This window comes from Halomonas sp. IOP_6 (genome assembly GCF_021151565.1).
In the GTDB taxonomy this organism is placed as follows: domain Bacteria; phylum Pseudomonadota; class Gammaproteobacteria; order Pseudomonadales; family Halomonadaceae; genus Vreelandella; species Vreelandella alkaliphila.
The window spans coordinates 561,391-579,729 of the sequence record NZ_JAIRBO010000002.1 but is presented as its reverse complement, the minus strand read 5'-3'; the positions used below and the strand labels follow the sequence as shown (position 1 = coordinate 579,729).

17 protein-coding genes and 7 tRNA genes are annotated in these 18,339 nt (G+C 52.9%); 7 read left to right on the top strand and 17 right to left on the bottom strand.

Annotated features, from left to right (window positions below):
- Nucleotides 1–46: 46 nt before the first annotated feature.
- On the bottom strand, nucleotides 47–259 hold the full coding sequence (locus K7H08_RS06185; RefSeq protein WP_231657474.1) for a hypothetical protein: 213 nt from the start codon (nucleotides 257–259) through the stop codon (nucleotides 47–49).
- A 740-nt stretch (nucleotides 260–999) separates the two neighbouring features.
- On the opposite strand from K7H08_RS06185, the gene K7H08_RS06180 reads away from it, so the two are divergent.
- Entirely contained in the window at nucleotides 1,000–1,797 is a 798-nt protein-coding gene (locus K7H08_RS06180; protein ID WP_231657473.1) for a MipA/OmpV family protein, read from the top strand.
- 116 nt (nucleotides 1,798–1,913) lie between these two features.
- Nucleotides 1,914–3,572, top strand: coding sequence for an alpha/beta hydrolase (locus K7H08_RS06175; RefSeq protein WP_231657472.1), 1,659 nt, complete (start codon nucleotides 1,914–1,916; stop codon nucleotides 3,570–3,572).
- Between the two features lie 129 nt (nucleotides 3,573–3,701).
- Here K7H08_RS06175 and K7H08_RS06170 read toward each other — a convergent pair whose 3' ends face one another.
- Together K7H08_RS06170 and K7H08_RS06165 are read right to left on the bottom strand one after the other, a co-directional pair.
- Nucleotides 3,702–4,388, bottom strand: coding sequence for a type 1 glutamine amidotransferase domain-containing protein (locus tag K7H08_RS06170; protein WP_231657471.1), 687 nt, complete (start codon nucleotides 4,386–4,388; stop codon nucleotides 3,702–3,704).
- 108 nt (nucleotides 4,389–4,496) lie between these two features.
- A complete protein-coding gene (locus K7H08_RS06165; RefSeq protein WP_198350206.1) occupies nucleotides 4,497–5,234 on the bottom strand; it encodes a MauE/DoxX family redox-associated membrane protein in 738 nt (245 codons plus the stop codon).
- A gap of 158 nt (nucleotides 5,235–5,392) precedes the next feature.
- On the opposite strand from K7H08_RS06165, the gene K7H08_RS06160 reads away from it, so the two are divergent.
- Nucleotides 5,393–6,178 carry a CLCA_X family protein gene (locus tag K7H08_RS06160; RefSeq protein ID WP_231657470.1) on the top strand — a complete coding sequence of 262 codons (786 nt, stop codon included), beginning with the start codon at nucleotides 5,393–5,395 and terminating at the stop codon, nucleotides 6,176–6,178.
- A 793-nt stretch (nucleotides 6,179–6,971) separates the two neighbouring features.
- On the opposite strand, the gene K7H08_RS06155 is transcribed toward K7H08_RS06160, so the two are convergent.
- The 13 genes from K7H08_RS06155 to K7H08_RS06095 form a co-directional block, all read right to left on the bottom strand.
- Entirely contained in the window at nucleotides 6,972–7,736 is a 765-nt protein-coding gene (locus tag K7H08_RS06155; RefSeq protein ID WP_231657469.1) for an SDR family oxidoreductase, read from the bottom strand.
- 343 nt (nucleotides 7,737–8,079) lie between these two features.
- Nucleotides 8,080–8,167, bottom strand: a tRNA-Ser gene (locus K7H08_RS06150).
- A 93-nt stretch (nucleotides 8,168–8,260) separates the two neighbouring features.
- A complete protein-coding gene (locus K7H08_RS06145) occupies nucleotides 8,261–8,779 on the bottom strand; it encodes a YiiD C-terminal domain-containing protein (RefSeq protein WP_231657468.1) in 519 nt (172 codons plus the stop codon).
- Nucleotides 8,780–8,784: 5 nt separating this feature from the next.
- The gene (locus tag K7H08_RS06140; protein ID WP_120385486.1) at nucleotides 8,785–9,345 is read right to left on the bottom strand and encodes a nitroreductase family protein; all 561 of its coding nucleotides are present in this window, start codon (nucleotides 9,343–9,345) and stop codon (nucleotides 8,785–8,787) included.
- Nucleotides 9,346–9,392: 47 nt separating this feature from the next.
- Nucleotides 9,393–10,226 (bottom strand): NADPH-dependent 7-cyano-7-deazaguanine reductase QueF, encoded by an 834-nt coding sequence (gene queF, locus K7H08_RS06135; protein WP_231657467.1) that lies wholly within the window; start codon nucleotides 10,224–10,226, stop codon nucleotides 9,393–9,395.
- A 57-nt stretch (nucleotides 10,227–10,283) separates the two neighbouring features.
- Complete coding sequence (locus K7H08_RS06130; protein WP_095602341.1) at nucleotides 10,284–11,057, bottom strand: ABC transporter permease; 774 nt, start codon at nucleotides 11,055–11,057, stop codon at nucleotides 10,284–10,286.
- A complete protein-coding gene (locus tag K7H08_RS06125; protein ID WP_231657466.1) occupies nucleotides 11,054–12,016 on the bottom strand; it encodes an ABC transporter ATP-binding protein in 963 nt (320 codons plus the stop codon). Before K7H08_RS06125 ends, K7H08_RS06130 begins: the two co-directional genes overlap by 4 nt.
- Nucleotides 12,017–12,281: 265 nt before the next feature.
- Nucleotides 12,282–12,356 (bottom strand) — tRNA-Gly (locus tag K7H08_RS06120).
- 32 nt (nucleotides 12,357–12,388) lie between these two features.
- Nucleotides 12,389–12,464 (bottom strand) — tRNA-Glu (locus K7H08_RS06115).
- A 21-nt stretch (nucleotides 12,465–12,485) separates the two neighbouring features.
- Nucleotides 12,486–12,560 (bottom strand) — tRNA-Gly (locus tag K7H08_RS06110).
- 27 nt (nucleotides 12,561–12,587) lie between these two features.
- Nucleotides 12,588–12,663 (bottom strand) — tRNA-Glu (locus tag K7H08_RS06105).
- A 21-nt stretch (nucleotides 12,664–12,684) separates the two neighbouring features.
- Nucleotides 12,685–12,759: transfer RNA gene (locus K7H08_RS06100), tRNA-Gly, on the bottom strand.
- 55 nt (nucleotides 12,760–12,814) lie between these two features.
- A tRNA-Glu gene (locus K7H08_RS06095) sits at nucleotides 12,815–12,890 on the bottom strand.
- 338 nt (nucleotides 12,891–13,228) lie between these two features.
- On the opposite strand from K7H08_RS06095, the gene msrB reads away from it, so the two are divergent.
- The 4 genes from msrB (at nucleotide 13,229) to htpX (ending at nucleotide 17,016) form a co-directional block, all read left to right on the top strand.
- Nucleotides 13,229–13,627, top strand: coding sequence for a peptide-methionine (R)-S-oxide reductase MsrB (msrB, locus tag K7H08_RS06090; protein WP_038482587.1), 399 nt, complete (start codon nucleotides 13,229–13,231; stop codon nucleotides 13,625–13,627).
- Between the two features lie 120 nt (nucleotides 13,628–13,747).
- Nucleotides 13,748–14,701 carry a ribosome biogenesis GTPase YlqF gene (gene ylqF / locus K7H08_RS06085; RefSeq protein WP_095602343.1) on the top strand — a complete coding sequence of 318 codons (954 nt, stop codon included), beginning with the start codon at nucleotides 13,748–13,750 and terminating at the stop codon, nucleotides 14,699–14,701.
- Between the two features lie 55 nt (nucleotides 14,702–14,756).
- Nucleotides 14,757–16,004: a pyridoxal phosphate-dependent aminotransferase gene (locus K7H08_RS06080; RefSeq protein WP_089038711.1), complete on the top strand. Its 1,248-nt coding sequence runs from the start codon at nucleotides 14,757–14,759 to the stop codon at nucleotides 16,002–16,004.
- Nucleotides 16,005–16,110: 106 nt separating this feature from the next.
- On the top strand, nucleotides 16,111–17,016 hold the full coding sequence (gene htpX, locus K7H08_RS06075) for a protease HtpX (RefSeq protein WP_038482579.1): 906 nt from the start codon (nucleotides 16,111–16,113) through the stop codon (nucleotides 17,014–17,016).
- Between the two features lie 97 nt (nucleotides 17,017–17,113).
- Here htpX and pdxB read toward each other — a convergent pair whose 3' ends face one another.
- Nucleotides 17,114–18,289: a 4-phosphoerythronate dehydrogenase PdxB gene (gene pdxB, locus K7H08_RS06070; protein ID WP_231657465.1), complete on the bottom strand. Its 1,176-nt coding sequence runs from the start codon at nucleotides 18,287–18,289 to the stop codon at nucleotides 17,114–17,116.
- Nucleotides 18,290–18,339: the final 50 nt, after the last annotated feature.

Here is an 18,339-nt window from a genome sequence, read left to right as displayed (position 1 = left end):
CTAGCACTTCCCCTTGCCGGGCGTGCAGGGGACTTTCACCCCCAAGTCATCCTGAGGCACCACCCTCAGGAATAGCGCCTGTTAAGGCGCTGCGCGCCATGCCTGGCGCACCATAAAAAAACCCCGGCCATTCCTGGCCGGGGTAGTGGTATTTCCTCCGTAATCCTTCTTCACGAACATCCTGTCCATGCATCCCTGGTTTAACAAGCTTTCCTGCTTGGTCGTTATCCCTAACACCTTTCCCTGTGTTGTTACTCACCTTGAACCTCATATATGTCAAAAACATTAACCTGGGATATCAAAACATGAATTTTTTACTACCCGCTCATAAATAGATAGCTGCTTACATAAATGGCGAACTAGCCGTTTGCTGTTTATACTTTTTAAGCATCGTCACGGATGCATTTCTACACGGACGTTACCACGACTGAGCCCATTAACTCCCTTGCGGTAGGAGGTCAGCGTGAGACATATTATGATCAGCCCGACTGTATACGGCGTGGATATTATTTGCCGTCATTGCGGCAACGCGGAATCCTCGACAACGTCGTACCTAAAACGATTTCGCCTTGAGGGCACCGGCAAAGACAGCGCGACACTACGCTGCATGAATTGCCAAACGGCGGTATCCACACCAATGAGCAAACTCAGCGCACTGTTTTATCATCACGCTTGTTAGTCAGCAGTGCCGTTTGCCCATAAAAAAACCCCGACCATCGCACTGGCCGGGGTTTTATCAGGTCCTCCTTGAGCTTCCTTCACGAACCTCCTGTTCATGCGTCCTTGTGCACCACAAGCACTCCCTGCTTGCACTTCCCTGTAGCGCCATCCCTGCGCTATGTGCACACAGTGCGCCCTATAGCTGTTGAATTATCTAACCTAAGCTATGAAACAAGAAATAGTTTCAATTCATGAACCACACAGGCCTCTAGAGAGCTTGCAGTCGCTTGAATCAAAAACATACAATCACGCACGTTTGAATAATTAAAAGGACACCCCGTGACGACTTTCGTTTCTCGCGCGACTCAAAGCGCTTCTAAATATAAGTGTTTTACCCCCTGGTTAGCGGCTGCTTTTAGCATCGCATTAACCGCTCCCGCATTGGGAGACAGCTGGGAAGGCAGTATCGGCGCAGGCGTGACCTACTCACCTGACTACCTAGGCAGCGACGACTATGACACACGAGCGTGGCCTGTCCTTAACCTGACATACGGCGATCAGCTCTCAATCAACGTGCGCAACGGTATTGAGTGGCACGCTGTCCGTAACGGTAACTGGACCGCTTCGCCGTTCATTGGCTACACCTTTGGGCGAGACAATAAGGGCGATATCAGCCAGTTTGAAAAAGTCGATGCCGGGGCCACGTTAGGTTTGCGGGTTAGCTATCAACAAGGGTTCTGGCGTTATAGCGTTGCAGGCAGCGCGCCGGTAAGCGGCGACGTTGAAGGCGCAAAGTTTTCAGCCAATGCTGCTTTGCGTATGCCGGTTAGTGAACGGACACTTTTCACGCTAACGCCCAGCGTTACCTATTCAAACGAGAAATGGACCGAGTCGCTGTTTGGCGTATCAATGCAAGACAGCGCACGTAGCGGCGTGGCGGCCTATGCCCCAGACGGCGGTTACTGGCGAATGGGGGTGAATGCTAGCCTCAGCTACTTCCTGACGCCTGAATGGACAGCCACTGGCTTCGTCGGCACAACCCACCTAACTGGCAGTGCTGCCGACAGCCCAATCGTTAATGAGCTAGGCAGCAACTGGCAAGCCCTCACCGGAGTATCGCTAAGTTATCGTTTTTAAAGCTATCACTTCTAAAGTCGGCGGTTTTTAAAATCGGTCGTTATTGATACTGGCAGTTGACACTATCTTTATTATATAAGACTTTAATGCATCGTTTCATAACTCGAGAGCAAGCAATGGATAATAGCGCCAAGCGACTAGGGAAGGTCTTAAGCCTTAACCGCCTTTCGGGAACAGGGTTAGTGCTAGCAACGTTATTTTTTGCCCTCTCGTTAACTCCAAGCTTAGTTCCTCGTCCGCTGGTGGCCCAAGGGATTGTTTCCGGGCTTAGCTTTACAGCAGGTTATGCCCTTGGCGTGATTAGTCATATGCTTTGGCGCTACCTGCACTTGCCAGAGCCAAATCCCACATTAAAACGCTACCTGAAATGGCTAGCGGCGCTAGTCTGTTTAAGCATCTCAATTATTTTTCTTTGGCGTGCTGCTGAGTGGCAGGACAGTATTCGCGAGCTAATGGGCATGACTCCTGCTGAAGGCACTCGCCCGCTCTCTATTGCACTCATTGCACTGGGCATCTTCGCGTTTCTGAGTATTATTGGTTTGCTGTTCAAGCGCACCTTCAAACTGCTTTCTCACAAACTCGCCCATATACTCCCCCGCCGCACTGCCTATGTATTGGGAACGGTCGCTTCTTTCGCACTATTTTGGATGGTCATTGAAGGCGTACTTTTTACCTATGCATTGAAAGTGGCTGACCGTTCCTATCAAGAAATGGATGAAATATTCCAGGATGACCTCGACCCACCTGACGACCCTATGAAACCAGGTAGCGCCGATTCATTGATTAGCTGGGAAGCGCTAGGTAGCCGAGGCAGGCGTTTTGTGACTAATGGCCCAACCGGTGCTGAAATCAGTGAGTTTCTAGGCGAACAAGCCCTAGAACCGGTCCGCGTCTATGTAGGCCTCAATGCTGCCGACACGCCTATTGAGCGAGCCCAACTTGCCCTTGAAGAACTGATTCGCGTAGGTGGTTTTGAACGCTCTACGCTGGTGCTAGCCACGCCCACCGGCCGCGGCTGGATAGATCCCGGCTCTCAAGACCCCGTGGAATACCTTCACCGAGGTGACATTGCAACAGTAGCAGCACAATACTCCTACCTCCCCAGCCATCTATCGCTAATTTCCGAAGCGGAGTACGGCGTCGAAAATGCTCGCGCACTGTTCACTACCATCTACGAGTACTGGTCTGCGATGCCCCGCGATCAACGCCCCAAACTATACCTATTCGGGCTAAGTTTAGGCGCACTTAATTCAGATCTCTCCTTTGATTTATACGACATCATCAATGACCCCTTCCACGGCGCACTGTGGGCCGGCCCTCCCTTTCGCAGCGATACATGGCGCAATGTTACCGCCGACCGCGATCCAGGTAGCCCTGCATGGCTACCCACCTTCCATAATGGCAACGTGGTCCGCTTCATGAACCAATACCAAGGGTTGGATGAAGCCACAGGCAAGTGGGGAAATTTTCGTATTGCTTATCTACAATACGGCAGCGACCCCATTACTTTTTTTGAACCAGAAGCTTTCTGGCGCGAACCCGATTGGATGCGTGATCCGCGTGCCCCCGATGTTTCACCGCAATTACGCTGGTACCCAGTCGTGACCATGCTGCAGTTGCTAGCCGACTTAGCCACCAGCAGCGCCCCATCAGGCTTTGGGCATGAAATTGCAGCTAAACACTATATTGATGCCTGGGTAGCACTATCCGAACCTCCCGGCTGGAATGAACAAGCGCTCCAACGCCTGCGTGAGCGCTTTACTCAACGCCACTAAACACAAATGCATGCACTCCTACTTGTTAACTGCGCACGCCCATATTGACGTATAGCTTTTCATAGTCGCACATAAAAACGGCGGGCATTATGCCCGCCGTCATAGTTTCTGATGCTAAAAAAGAACTACTTAACGGGCCAGCCATGCCATCAGTGCTTCGGCGGTAGCCGAAGAAGAAGGCGGATTTTGGCCAGTAATTAGCTGGCCGTCTTCGCGCACATACGGCGTAAAGTCGTCTGCTTTGCTATAAATACCGCCACACTGTTGCAACGCGTCTTCCACCAAATGTGGAACGATATCCGTTAGACCAACCGCATCTTCTTCGCCATTGGTGAAACCTGTCACTTGGCGCCCTTTTACCAGCGGTTCACCACTGCTGCTTTTTGCATTAATCAACACGATAGGCGCATGGCAAACCGATGCCACTGGCTTGCCCTGGGCAATAAAATTTTCGATCAATTGGATAGAATCTTTATCATCAACCAAGTCCCACAGCGGACCATGGCCACCTGGGTAGAACACAGCATCGAAATCATCAGCACTCATATCGCTAAGGCGGTGCGTTTCCGCTAGCGCCGCATTCGCTTCATCATCTTGCTTAAAGCGCCGCGTTTCATCGGTTTGACTATCGTCTGCGTCACTTTTCGGATCAAGTGGCGGCTGCCCGCCGTTTGGCGAGGCCAGCGTTACGTCTGCACCTGCATCTTTAAAGACATAGTACGGCGCTGCTAGCTCTTCTAACCAAAAGCCAGTTTTTTCGCCGGTGTCTCCTAACTGATCATGTGATGTCAGCACCACCAAAATACGCTTGCTCATCTAATGACTCCTAAGTGTGAAGCGTGCGATAGCATCTTGCGTTACTTACTCTACCTTGGGGCGTGTTTTCTGGGTTACAAGGCGTATGACCTTTTCTACTCACTTGCGTTACAGCAGACTCTTCAGCGGCATCCATAACCCCATGGCGATCATGACAAGGTTTTCCGTCAACGAAATAAAGCCCAGCGGCACATTGCTATTACCGCCCGCACAGGCACATTTCAGTTCTCGCTTATCGATATACACCGCCTTAATCACCGACACAGCACCCACCGTACCAATGAACAGCGCCAGCGGTGCTGCCAGCCATATCAATGCCCCCGCCAACATCAATATACCCGCAAAGGTTTCCGCATAAGGGTAAACATACCCATAGGGGACATAGCGCTTAGCCAGCAAATCGTAATTCAGAAACATGGTGCTGAAGCTTTCCACGTCTTGAAGCTTCTGCAACCCAAGCAGCACCATGGCGGTAGCCACTGCATATTCAGGTAATCGCGCAGTCAATAGCGCCCCATGGGCCAGCCAACTAACCGCCAAACCGATCAACAGCGCCGTGATAAAAATGGCGATCACTGGCCGATAAGACGTTTCCTGAGCACTCGGCACGCTTAAGCCCAAATACTCGCGCACCTCTTCATAGCCACCGATGCGCTTATCATCAATATAGGTTTGCGGCGTCGTATCGACCTGCTCTTTCGCTTTAAATGCATCGATTTCGTCGCGGGATGTTAACGGGTGGTCATGCACCTCGTAGCCCTTACGCTGCAGCAATGAAACGGTTTTCAAACCAAAGGGGCACTGGTGCGCATCCGTTTTCATGCGATAAACATGTGCCGTTGCCATACTCCCTCCCTGATGTGGAACACAGTGCAGCCAATCATTCGCTGCCTAGGTATAAGGGTAGACACCTTAGCCGGTCTTGCCGAACAGCCTTTGGCGCTGACTCGCTACCTTCGATAAGATAGCTCAGTGAACTTCTTTTTTAGGTTAGCGAGCACGCCGTGAGCATTGAAGCACGAGAGTTTTACCGCCAAGGGCCAATGCACCGCCCGGAACGTGCCAGCAGCTTTGCGCTGATCCGTCGCCAGTTCGATTTTCGCTCAATTGAAATAGGCCGCTGGGTGACCACCGCAGAGCGCGACCGCGCCGCCGAGCTTTTCCACGATGCGCTGTGCGACTTAATGCTGATACTGCACGGCAATGAAGCGCTGATTTCACTACGTGGCTCGTTAGCCCTACAGTACGGCAGCGGTGGTAGACCCGGCGTTTCTGCCCATTACGACCCCAGCCAGCGCAGCTTTTCGCTCGCTAAGAATGCGGGGCCTGGCAGCATTGCCCACGAGTGGTTTCACGCCTTCGATCACTACATTGCCCAGAAGTGTTTTGACAATGTGCCGACTAGCACCTTCGCTTCGGCAGCATGGCTAGCGGATGCAGCCCCGATTAACCACCCGCTCAACCAGAGCCTACTCGCCTGCTTCCACGCTATTCTGCTTCACCCCGACGGCCAGCAACCCAGCGCGCTTTTCACCCACTCCGCCGCCATGGACAAAGCTCACGGCCAGCTCTATTACAGTAAGCCAGAAGAGCTATGCGCCCGAGCCTTTGAAGCCTTCGTGCAAGACGCCAGTATCAAAAACCACTTCCTGGTGAAAGGCACCAAAACCTCTCCCGAAGCAGAACGCGGCCTGTACCCACAAGGCGAACAGCGCGAACGCATCAATGCGCTGTTCAGCGCCTATTTTGCCAGTTTGGGGAAAGCACTCAGCAAAGAGAGCCGTTCATAAAACGTGGGATGTGCGAAACACGCCAATGACGGCTACGCTTCAATGACACTCATTTCTCAAAGGAAGAGAAAAATGCCATCTACCACCACCATTGTCGTTATCGTTGTTGTAATCGTCGCCGTCGCAGGGATAGGCTTCAGCGGCATATTTCCCTTTTAGAGGGAAGTGATACTCAGCTAACTATGGCCACCTCATCGCCGAGTGCAGGGTGATTGAGAGGCTGCGGTGGGTGAGCGAGGACATCTTGCAGCCATCAATTCCGACGCGGCACCTCTCGGGGTTTAGCCCAATCGGCAATCAAGGAACTCAGTACGATGAGCACGCTGGCGCTCAATACAGCTATCGTGGCCTCGCCGAATCAGGAGCATCACGGAGATCAGTGGCGCGCTATAAGCCAGGGTGCCTGCCCGGCAAACGCCATACCGGGTTACCACAACAAACATAGGTCCCAGCGGGGTAGCGTGTACGCCGCACTCGATATGAATCGGCTTACCTCGACTTTTATACTCGCCTGGTGTGACTGCTCAAGTGGTCATGTAACCTTGAACTGCCGCTTAACCCAAGCTCATGTGATACCTCGAGCAAGGAACGAGAACTCTCCAGCAACACTTTGCCCCGCTCCAATGTCTGGACCTGTTAAAAGCGCTTCGGTGTAGCACTTACCCACCGACAAAGCAGCCTTTGAAAGTGATACAGACTCAAATTCACGTGGGCGGCTATCTCTTCAAGCCTGGGTTGATCAATTGCCCGATCAACCAAATGATTCGGTCATAGCCTGACATGGCGCAGCCTCTCAGACACGATTTATGGATACACCGCCATCTACCAGCATCGCAGAACCCGTTGTGAAACTGGAGGCATCGGATGCTAAGTACAAGGCGGATTGAGCAATTTCATCTGGTGTCGCCATACGCTTGAGAGCATGCAGGTTATGAACAAACGCCAATGCTTCCGGCGTATTGGCAAATTCACGTCCCGCTGGTGTATCAATACCACCGGGCAGAAGGGCATTGACCCGGATATTCTGAGGCCCATGCTCTGACGCCAGCACTTGAGTCAACCCAATAAGGCCCGCTTTACTGGCTGCGTAGGCAGCCATGCCAGGCATACCTGCGGTGTAACCAACGAAGGTAGAGGTGAAAATTAATGAACCTCCTTTTCGGGCAGCCATGGCAGGCAGTTGGTACTTTGCGCCCAAAAATGCGCTGGTTAAGTTGGTCGCAATAACCTGATTCCAGTCCGTATGCGACATCTCCGGAACAGGACCCATAGCACCCAGGATAGCCGCATTGTTGAAAGCGATATCCAATCCACCAAAGTGACTTACCGCCTTATCTACCAACGCTTTGGCAAAAGCTTCCTCGCCAACGTCGCCCGCTACTGCCAGCACCTGCCCTCCTTCCGCGTTGATTGCGTCCGCAAGGTCATCAAGCTCCTTTTGTCGCCTTGCGGCCACCACGACGGCAGCTCCTTCTTTCGCAAAAAGCTTCGCGGCTGCGTAACCAATTCCGGTGCTGGCACCGGTAACAATAGCTACTTTATTGGAAAGTATAGTCATCGTTATTCCTCTAGGATCTGCTTACTATAAAAGGGCATATGCCCGAACAGATGCCATATTAGGAGACCGAACGACTACTGCCGACCCGAATCTTGCTGTACTTCAATGCGCTATAACAGTTTATTAGTGCGCATACGCGTTAGCATCATAGTCAGCCTTTGAAAATTGCGTATAAAAACAAACACACTAATCATAAGCCATTGTTTTATATATATTTATGCGCAATTTTATCACCTTGCATGGAAAAAAACAGGACTAACGTAGCGCAAACTGCATGTGGATAACTTAAATGGCAGGCACGAAAAAGCCCGCTGATTGCTCAGCGGGCTTTTTCTATATTCTTTGGCGGAGAGGGAGGGATTCGAACCCTCGAAGCCTTTCGACTTACACACTTTCCAGGCGTGCTCCTTCGACCACTCGGACACCTCTCCACTTTTTCGCTCGGTTGTTAAGGCGTTGCCTTTCCCAACAGAACGGCGCATATTCTATGGTCTAAGACCTAAAATAGCAAGCCTTTTAAAGATTTAAGCAACAGGCAGCACGGCGTAGCGCCCGCTGGCTTCCAGGCAGAGCGTGTCGCCACAGTAGAGCTGCTGAGTGAGCGCAATACTGCCCCTGCCCCGCGCATTAAGCTTTTCCGCTAGCTGCTCAGGGCCTTGGGAGTCGATGGGAGTGCAAATGATGCGGTAGTCGCTAGTGACTGGCGCAAGAAAGCGCTGGCTGGCTTCGGCTACCACAACATCTTGCGCCCGCCCTTGGGCACGCAGCCATAGCGTTACCCAACACCAGCCCTGCAGCGTGGTTTGCGCCGTTAACGCACCACCGAAGCCTGTACCTTTGTCGTTTAGATTGGGGCTAAGCGCTAGCTCCCACGTCAAGGCCCCGCCCTCTCGGGCGGCGCTTTGGGTCATGCCCTGAATTCCCAGTGCGCCCACCATGGGAATTGCTTCCCCTAGCCACCGCTGAAAGGCGACAAGGTCTTCCTGGGTTTCAGGGAGTGGCAAACGGGGGTAAGGCACTCCTGGTTGACGTGGCTGGCTCATTACCGTTAATCCCAACGCTCTACAAAGTCTTCCACATTGTGCTGAGGTAGCGGTTTATGGCGACCTGCCAGACTACCCAGATAGATAAACGCGACCACTTCGTCATTTTCGTCTAGCGATAGGCCTTTACGCACCACGGGGTCAAAGGCGTACTTACCGCTGCGCCACATGGCACCTAATCCTAGCGCGTGGGCGGCCAGCAAAATACCGTGGGCGGCGCAGCCGGCGGAAATCACCTGCTCCATTTTCGGCACGCCCGGAATATCCGGGGTGACCTTGGCAATCACGGCAATGATCATCGGCGCACGCAGCGGTTTTTTACGTGCGGAATTTAGTGTGTCGTCGCTGGCACTGGGGTCTTCTTGAAACTCTGCTTCTGCAAACAGCTCACCAAGGCGCTCGCGCCCTTCGCCGACAAATTCGATAAACCGCCAGGGGCGCAGCTCTTTATGGTCTGGGGCGCGCAGCGCAGCTTGGTAGATAGCGCTGAGCTGGTCGGTACTGGGCGCAGGCTCGGTGAGTTTCCCCATAGAACTACGTTCGTGAAGCAGCGTGAGTGCGTCCATTATGACTCCCCTTTTATTGATCGTTGAGCGCTAGGTTAGCGCCGTTGTTACTGCCTTGCTAGGCGCAATGGGCTGGGCGGCGTTAATCCTGGAGTTGCTCGCCATGGGCTGATATCAAGCCCGCCGCGGCGAACATAGCGGGCCAGCACCAGTAGCTCTTCAGGCTTAGCCAGTTGCATCAGGTCGGTAAAAATATGCTCGACACAGTGCTCGTGAAAGTCCTGGTGCTGACGATAACCGATTAGGTAGCGTAGCAGCCCTTCACGGTCGATTTTAGGGCCTTTATAGCGAATTAATACGCTACCCCAATCGGGTTGGCCAGTCACAGGGCAGTTAGATTTAAGTAGATGGGAGTGCAGTGTCTCTTCAACAATCTCTTCGCTGACGGCCAAATGCGCTGCACTGGGCGTGTAATCGCTGATGTCGATATCCAGGTCATCCAGGCATTTGCCCGGCAAGCGCTGGGGGGCAAGCTCAGCGTCGTCTACACCTAATAGCTCTACGCTAACGGCAGCACCCGCCGCGGCGGCCAGGTCGCGCACAAGCACGTGTTGCACCGCTTCTCGGCTTTCAAAGCGCGTTTGATTTAGGCTATTGAGATAGAGCTTCCAGGATTTGGATTCGATCAGGTTGGGTGAATCCGCAGGCAGGCGAAAACGGGCAACCGCCACAATGGGCTTACCACGGTTATTCAACCAGGAAACTTCAAACGCGTGCCACTCATCTTCCCCAACAAACGGCAGCTTATTGTCTTCAATGCCCAATGGGGCACGGTTAGCAGCACGGGGAATAGGATACAACAGCCCAGCGTCATACTGTTCTGGGTAGGCGGAATCGCGCCCTAAGGGCGCGTGTTCTAAGGTATCGGGGCGATGTGCCATGACTGGTTGCTCTCTTGATTAGTAGCGTGCTTTTTCCTACTGGGCGTTATCACACGCTTAACTGCGAATACCTTTGCCGCGCTCTAGCATGGTGAGTGCCACCATAAACAGCACAACGATAAAGGCAAAGATAGCGGCCAGCGCCCAGACGACCGGAATGTCAGAAACGCCTAAAAAGCCGTAGCGGAAAACGTTCACCATATACAGTATTGGGTTGAGCATGGAGACGCTCTGCCAGAAATCGGGCAGCATCGAAATCGAGTAAAACACGCCGCCTAAATACGTCAGCGGGGTCAAAATAAACGTCGGCACGATGGAGATATCATCGAATTTATTGGCCAACAGCGCGTTAATAAAACCGCCGATGGAAAACAGCGCCGAGGTCAGCACAACGACCAGCACCGTGAGCAGTGGATGCTCGACAGTTAAACGGGTAAAGAACAGCGACACCAGCGTAACAATTAACCCCACCCCCAAGCCACGGGCCATACCACCCAAAATAAAGCCGGATAAGATCACCCAGTTAGGCATGGGAGAGACCATCATCTCTTCAATAGAGCGCTGAAACTTATTGGAAAAAAAGCTAGAGGCCACGTTGGAGTAGCTGTTGGTGATCACCGACATCATAATCAGCCCTGGCACAATGAAGTCCATGTAGCTGAAGCCGTCCATATCGCCAATGCGCGAACCAATTAAGTTACCGAAGATGATGAAGTACATCGCCATGGTGATTGATGGCGGCAGCAAGGTTTGCGGCCAAATCCGCGTAAAGCGTTTGATCTCTTTAAGCACTAAGGTCCACAGCGCAATGAGGGTCTGCGTTGCATTCATGCCCGCGCCTCCTGCTGCTTGCGTTGATCAATCGCTTGCTGGCTACTTTCCACCATGGAAACAAACATCTCCTCTAAGCGGTTGGCGCGGTTGCGCATGGAAACCACGTTTAGCCCCCGCTCGCTTAAGGCACTGAACACATCGTTAAGCTGCTGACCACGATGAATCACTAACGCCAGTTGGGAAGGCTCGATCTGCTGAATTTCAAATCCTTCAATGACGGGCGCTTGCTCAACCGGGGCGGACAAGTCGAGCAGGAAGGTTTCAGTGTTCAGCTCGGTCAGTAGTTCACGCACACTGGTGTTACGCACGATTTCGCCTTGATTGATAATGGCGATATTGCGGCACAGGCTCTCGGCCTCTTCGAGATAGTGTGTCGTGAGAATAATGGTAGTGCCCTCATCGCGGTTAATACGCCGCATGTATTCCCACATACTGCGGCGCAGCTCGATGTCGACACCCGCTGTTGGCTCATCAAGAATCAGTAGCTTTGGGCGATGCATCAGCGCACGGGCAATCATCAAACGACGCTTCATACCGCCAGAAAGCATACGCGCACTGCCGTTGCGTTTGTCCCATAGCCCAAGGTCCGTGAGCAGTTGCTTAGCACGGGGCAACGCCTCTTTACGGGTCATTCCGTAATAACCCGCCTGGGCCAGAATGATATCAATGACCTTTTCAAACTGATTAAAATTGAATTCCTGGGGCACCACGCCAAGCTGGTATTTGGCTTTCGCGAAGTCTTTATCGATGTCGATGCCAAAAATCGACACCTTACCGGCGGACTTCTGCACCAGCGAGCAGACCACCCCCAGGGTGGTCGACTTACCCGCGCCGTTGGGTCCTAACAAAGCAAAAAAATCGCCCTGCTGGACGTCTAAATCAATACCTTTTAACGCTTGAAAGCCGTTGCCATACACTTTTGTGAGGCCACGGATAGACAATGCCGGTTCGGCCATGAATATGTCCTGTCAGCAAATGGGGAGCACAAGAAAAACAAGTTAGACGAGAGGATATCGGGGCATCCGTATGTTTTTTCAAGTCGCTCGAAAGACAGCCACGCAAAAATATCGCCAATTGATGTGCGATACGGTGTTCAAAAAACATAGGAAAACAAGCAATAAAGGGGGATAAAAAGAGAGTGTTTGCTTGGAGCGGGAAAAGAGATTCGACCGGGCTGGCGCTCCAGCTCTCGACCCTTGGCACCTATGTAGAACCGTTGTATGGAGCGGGAAAAGAGATTCGAACTCTCGACCCTCGCCTTGGCAAGGCGATGCTCTACCACTGAGCTATTCCCGCGTACAACAAACAGTGCTACGAAAAATGCGAGATGGCGTCCCATAGGGGGTTCGAACCCCTGTTACCGCCGTGAAAGGGCGGTGTCCTAGACCACTAGACGAATGGGACACTGTAAGCATATAAAATGCTTGGAGCGGGAAAAGAGATTCGAACTCTCGACCCTCGCCTTGGCAAGGCGATGCTCTACCACTGAGCTATTCCCGCTTAACCTGCATTACTCGCAAATCGGATTGGCGTCCCATAGGGGGTTCGAACCCCTGTTACCGCCGTGAAAGGGCGGTGTCCTAGACCACTAGACGAATGGGACACTGTAAGCATATGAAATGCTTGGAGCGGGAAAAGAGATTCGAACTCTCGACCCTCGCCTTGGCAAGGCGATGCTCTACCACTGAGCTATTCCCGCAATTCCGATACCTTGACGACCTCTTACTTTATACCACTAACTCTATAAGAGTAAGTGGCGTCCCATAGGGGGTTCGAACCCCTGTTACCGCCGTGAAAGGGCGGTGTCCTAGACCACTAGACGAATGGGACGTTTCATTGCCTCGTCGAGGTGGCGCGTATATTACTCAGCCCTTAATGTGCTGTCAAGCACTCTGAAATCGAAACGTTTTATCCTGCCACGAGCCGCGCCTGCTAAATGGGGTGCTTTGATCCCCCCAGCACTTTATATAAGAGCACCCGCTTATTTCTCATATACTTGCTACACCGTCACGGTAATGTCGCTAGCGTGTAAACGCCACACTGGCGGTTTTCTTACCTTTCACACATGCTGAACCTGAACAGGCTATCTACTGTCACTGTGCGTAGTGATACGCTAGCCTGCTTAGTAAGCCTCTGTTTAACGATAACCAGAGGGAGAGGAGATCCCCATGGCGAAAATAGAAAAATCCCCTGATGAATGGCGCAAGCAACTCACCCCGGAACAGTACCATGTGGCACGTGAGAAAGGCACTGAACGCCCCTTCACCGGAGATTATCAGGTCAGTGATGCCCAAGGTATTTACCACTGTGTGTGCTGCCATGCGCCGCTGTTTGAAAACGAACATAAGTTTGATGCAGGTTGCGGCTGGCCAAGCTTTGATCGCCCACTGGGAACACGCTGCATTGAAGAGCACAGCGACACCTCCCACGGCATGCGGCGCACTGAAGTTGTTTGCTCTCACTGCGATGCCCATCTGGGTCACGTATTTCCTGACGGTCCGCCAGACACGACGGGGTTACGTTACTGCATCAATTCGGTGTCATTAGAGTTTCATCCTGACGAGTAATCGTCACTAAATCCTCGTTCAACGTCAGAAAGGCGGGCGCCATCTGCTAGAATGGCAGCCCGCTTTTTTTGTGCCCGTTTTTCGTGCTTGTATTTGCTTTGCGCTAATTAGGAGAAACTCATGCTCGGCTGGTTCCCCGGACATATGAACAAGGCCCGCCGCCAGATTAAGGACGCGCTGCCCGAAATTGATGTCGTGATTGAAGTACTTGATGCGCGTCTGCCCTACTCCAGCGCCAACCCGATGCTGGCCGAGCTGACTCGCCATAAGCCGGTATTGAAGATTTTGTCGCGGGCGGATCTTGCCGACCCTGAACGTACTGCTGAGTGGGTAGCTTTTTTCGATGCCCAAGAAGATACCCGCGCCCTGGCAATTACCACTACCAATATTCGCGAGCTTAAAAAAATCCCTAAGCTATGCCACGAGCTGGCAGGCGCGGTACGCGCTGATAGAGATGTCCGCGTGATGGTGATGGGCATTCCCAACGTAGGAAAATCGACGCTGATCAACGGGCTCGCTGGCCGCAAAATTGCTAAAACTGGCAATGAGCCCGCGGTCACCAAGCGCCAGCAAAAGGTGCGTATCGACGGCCGCGTCGCGCTGATCGACACCCCTGGGGTGCTATGGCCAAAAATCGAAGACCAGGCTAGCGCCTATCGCTTGGCTGCTAGCGGTGCAATTCGTGATACTGCGATTGAGTATACCGATGTAGCCATCGTCACCAGTGCCGAGCTTGCCAAGCGCTATCCTGCAGAGTTGACCACCCGCTATAAGTTAAAGGCGCTGCCTACTTATGAAGCGCCCGTAGCACAAGAGGTGGATGCTGATGGCCCACAAAAGCCGGACTTCTTAGCCATTGCCGGTTTTGACGGCCACGCCATTTTGAAAGAAATTGCGAGTAAGCGCGGCGGCTTACGCCCCGGTGGCGAGGTCGACATACACCGCGGTGCCGAAGTACTGCTTCACGAACTACGCGATGGCAAGCTCGGTAGACTTACTTTAGAAACCCCAGGTGATATTCCACCGCCGCCGATACAAAACGACGAAGACAGCCACCTACAATCCGACGCATAATGGGCTGATCATCAGTAACACCCACGGCCACAGGACATTTTGGATAATAAACCCCATGGACACCCCGCAGCCTACAGAATCACACACACTGAAAAAATCGCACAAACTGCATAACGTCTGTTACGACATTCGCGGCCCAGTGCTCGACCATGCCAAGCGCCTGGAAGAAGAAGGCCAGCGAGTTTTAAAGCTTAACATTGGCAACCCGGCGCCATTTGGCTTTGAGGCACCGGAAGAGATTCTTCAAGACGTGATGCGCAACCTGCCCACTGCCCAGGGCTACTGTGATTCTAAAGGCCTTTACTCGGCGCGTAAGGCAATTATGCAAGAGTGCCAACGTAAACGGATTCCCGGGGTTGGCATTGAAGATATTTACATCGGCAACGGCGTTTCCGAGCTGATCGTGATGTCCATGCAGGCGCTGTTAAACGACGGTGATGAAGTACTGATCCCCGCTCCCGACTACCCGTTGTGGACCGCCGCAGCGAATTTATCTGGCGGTCACGGCGTACACTACTTGTGCGATGAACAAGCCGATTGGGCACCGGACATAGCAGACATCCGCGCCAAAGTTACCAGCCGCACCCGGGCTATTGTGATTATCAACCCGAACAACCCTACCGGCGCGGTTTACCCGCCTGAAGTGGTACGGGAAGTGCTGGATATTGCCCAAGAGCACAATTTGGTGGTGTTCTCCGATGAGATCTACGACAAGATTCTTTATGACGGCGTAGAGCACACTGCCACGGGTGCACTGGCGGATGATGACCAACTGGTCATTACCATGAATGGGCTATCGAAAAGCTACCGCTGCGCGGGCTTTCGTTCCGGCTGGATGACCATTTCCGGCACGCTAGCCAAACAGCGTGCCAGTGATTTCATTCAGGGCTTAACCATGCTGGCCTCAATGCGCCTGTGCGCTAACGTCCCAGCCCAGCATGCTATCCAGACCGCACTGGGTGGCTACCAGTCAATCAATGATTTGATTCTGCCGGGCGGCCGACTATTGGCTCAGCGAGATATTACGATAGAAAAGCTTAACGCCATCCCAGGGGTCTCTTGCGTGACGCCTAAAGGTGCGCTGTATGCCTTTCCCCGCTTAGACCCTAAGGTGTTTAACATTCAGGATGACCAACAGCTGGTGCTGGACTTACTGCTCCAGGAAAAAATCCTGCTGGTGCAAGGCACTGCGTTCAACTGGCCAGAACCGGATCACGTGCGCATTGTTACTCTGCCATGGGCCGATCAGTTGGGTGATGCGCTTGATCGCTTTGCTAATTTCTTGTCTCGTTATCGTCAATAAAAATAGCCATCAATAAAACGGCGACTTGAAACTGACATTAACAGCACGTATCTAAACTGTCATTCCACTAACGCTTTTTAATGACCTTTGAGGGAGAACCTGCACCATGATGCGAATTGTGCTGTTTTTAGCCACTAACTTAGCGGTGTTGCTGGTTGCCAGCTTAACGCTGCGACTGTTTGGGGTGGAAAGTTACCTAAGCAGTCAGGGTATCAACTTTACTAGCCTGCTGATTTTCTGCTTTATCTTCGGCATGGTCGGCTCGCTAATATCGCTGTTTATTTCCAAGTGGATGGCAAAGCGTTCGACTGGCACCGTGATTATCGAAACACCCTCTAATTCAACGGAGCAGTGGCTGCTGGATACGGTGGCTGAACTTTCCCGCGAAGCGGGTATTAAAACGCCAGAAGTGGGCATTTTTCCTGCTCAGCAGTCCAACGCGTTTGCCACCGGCTGGAATAAGAACGATGCATTAGTCGCCGTTTCAGCGGGCCTATTAAACCGTATGCGCCCTGAAGAAGTGCGCGCGGTGCTGGCCCACGAAATCGGCCACGTGGCCAACGGCGATATGGTCACGCTGGCGCTGATTCAAGGCGTCGTGAATACCTTTGTTATGTTCTTTGCTCGGGTCGTGGCTCAGTTAGTCGACAACTTCTTAAGAAGCCGTAGCGACGGCGAAGGTGGCCTTGGTTTTATCGGCTATTTTGCCGTGGTGATCGTGGCAGAAATCGTCTTTGGTCTTGTCGCCTCTGCAATCGTTGCCTGGTTCTCACGCTATCGTGAATACCGTGCTGATGAGGCAGGCGCACGCCTAGCGGGCACCGGCGCGATGGTGAATGCGCTGGCACGTCTGAAAGCCGAAACTGAAATGCCTGACCAGATGCCGGATACCCTGCGCGCGATGGCTATTACTAAAGGCCAAACCCGCTCTTTGCTAGAGCAGCTGTTCGCCAGCCACCCGCCGCTGGACGATCGCATTCGCGCTTTGAAAGAAGCGGCTTACCGTCAGTAAACGCATGTTCGCTAGCTGCATAACACACAAGGCCCGCAAATGCGGGCCTTGTGCTTTCTAAACACCACCTCACAATCAACCCACCGTCACCACACAGCTATACGCAGCGCACTTGAAAACCAGCCGCCAGCAGTGGCGCTTCCAACACCGTTGCGTCGTTCTCTAACAACACGCGCAGCGTGGCAAACTCTCGACGCAGTGGGTAATTTGACCGGCAGTCATCAAAGCCCTTTTTGATTCCCTGGTGAAACACGTGCCGCTGCAACGCATCGTGGTCGCGGCGCACATCGTAAACCGCGCGCGTGCATAGCCGGAGTGCTTCTTCTATCGGCATCGCTTGCTGCAGCGTTAATGCTGACAGCGCGGGTCGCGGGCAGAGTTCGCTAAACGTAACGCCACTTGGCCGCTCGATATGCTGAGCCAGCGCCTGCTGAATCATCCACGTACCACGCAACTTGCCATCAAGGCTATGCCCGGCAATATGTGGTGTCGCCAGCGCTACCAAATCACGCAACCCGGCATCAATCTCCGGCTCATCTTCCCAAACATCGAGAATCGCCGTGATATCCCCTTTACCCGCTAAACGACTACGTAGCGCCAGACCGTCAATACAGTCGCCCCGCCCGGCGTTTAGCAACACGGTCCCAGGGATTAGGTCATTAATACGCTCAGCATTAAGCAGTTGATACGTGGCATGGGGGCCCTCTTTCACCAGCGGAGTATGCAGGCACACTACGTCGCAGTGTTCGATGACGCTATCCAGCGAGCAAAACAGGCCCGCCTCCTGCACTGCTGCGGGCCCTTTTCCAGGATGTTCTTTTTCTGCGCGAGGCGGATCACACACCATGGTTTCCACACCCAATGCTTGCAAACGCTGCTGCAAACGGCTGCCAACGTTGCCAGCCCCCACAATACCCACCCTACGTGCCAGCAACGACCAACCTTGTCGCTCACTCATCAGCAGCAAGCTGCTAAGCACGTAGTCCACCACGGCGTCAGCATTACAGCCAGGCGCACTAGCAAAGCCAATGCCGCGATCACTTAATAACGCGCGATCAATATGGTCAGTGCCAATGGTGCAGGTACCCACAAAACGGACAGGGCTTTGTGCCAACAGCGCGTGGTTGACCTGAGTAATCGAGCGCACTATCAGTGCGTCGGCATCAGCCACATCGGCAGGACGGATCTCACGCCCAGGCAAGCGATGTAACGTGCCAAACGATTCAAAACAGAGGTCTGCGGCGGGAATATTAGCGTCGATAACAAGTTTCATAGGCGTTTTCGTATCCGGGCTTTACAATACGCCCGCAACGGCTTGCTGTG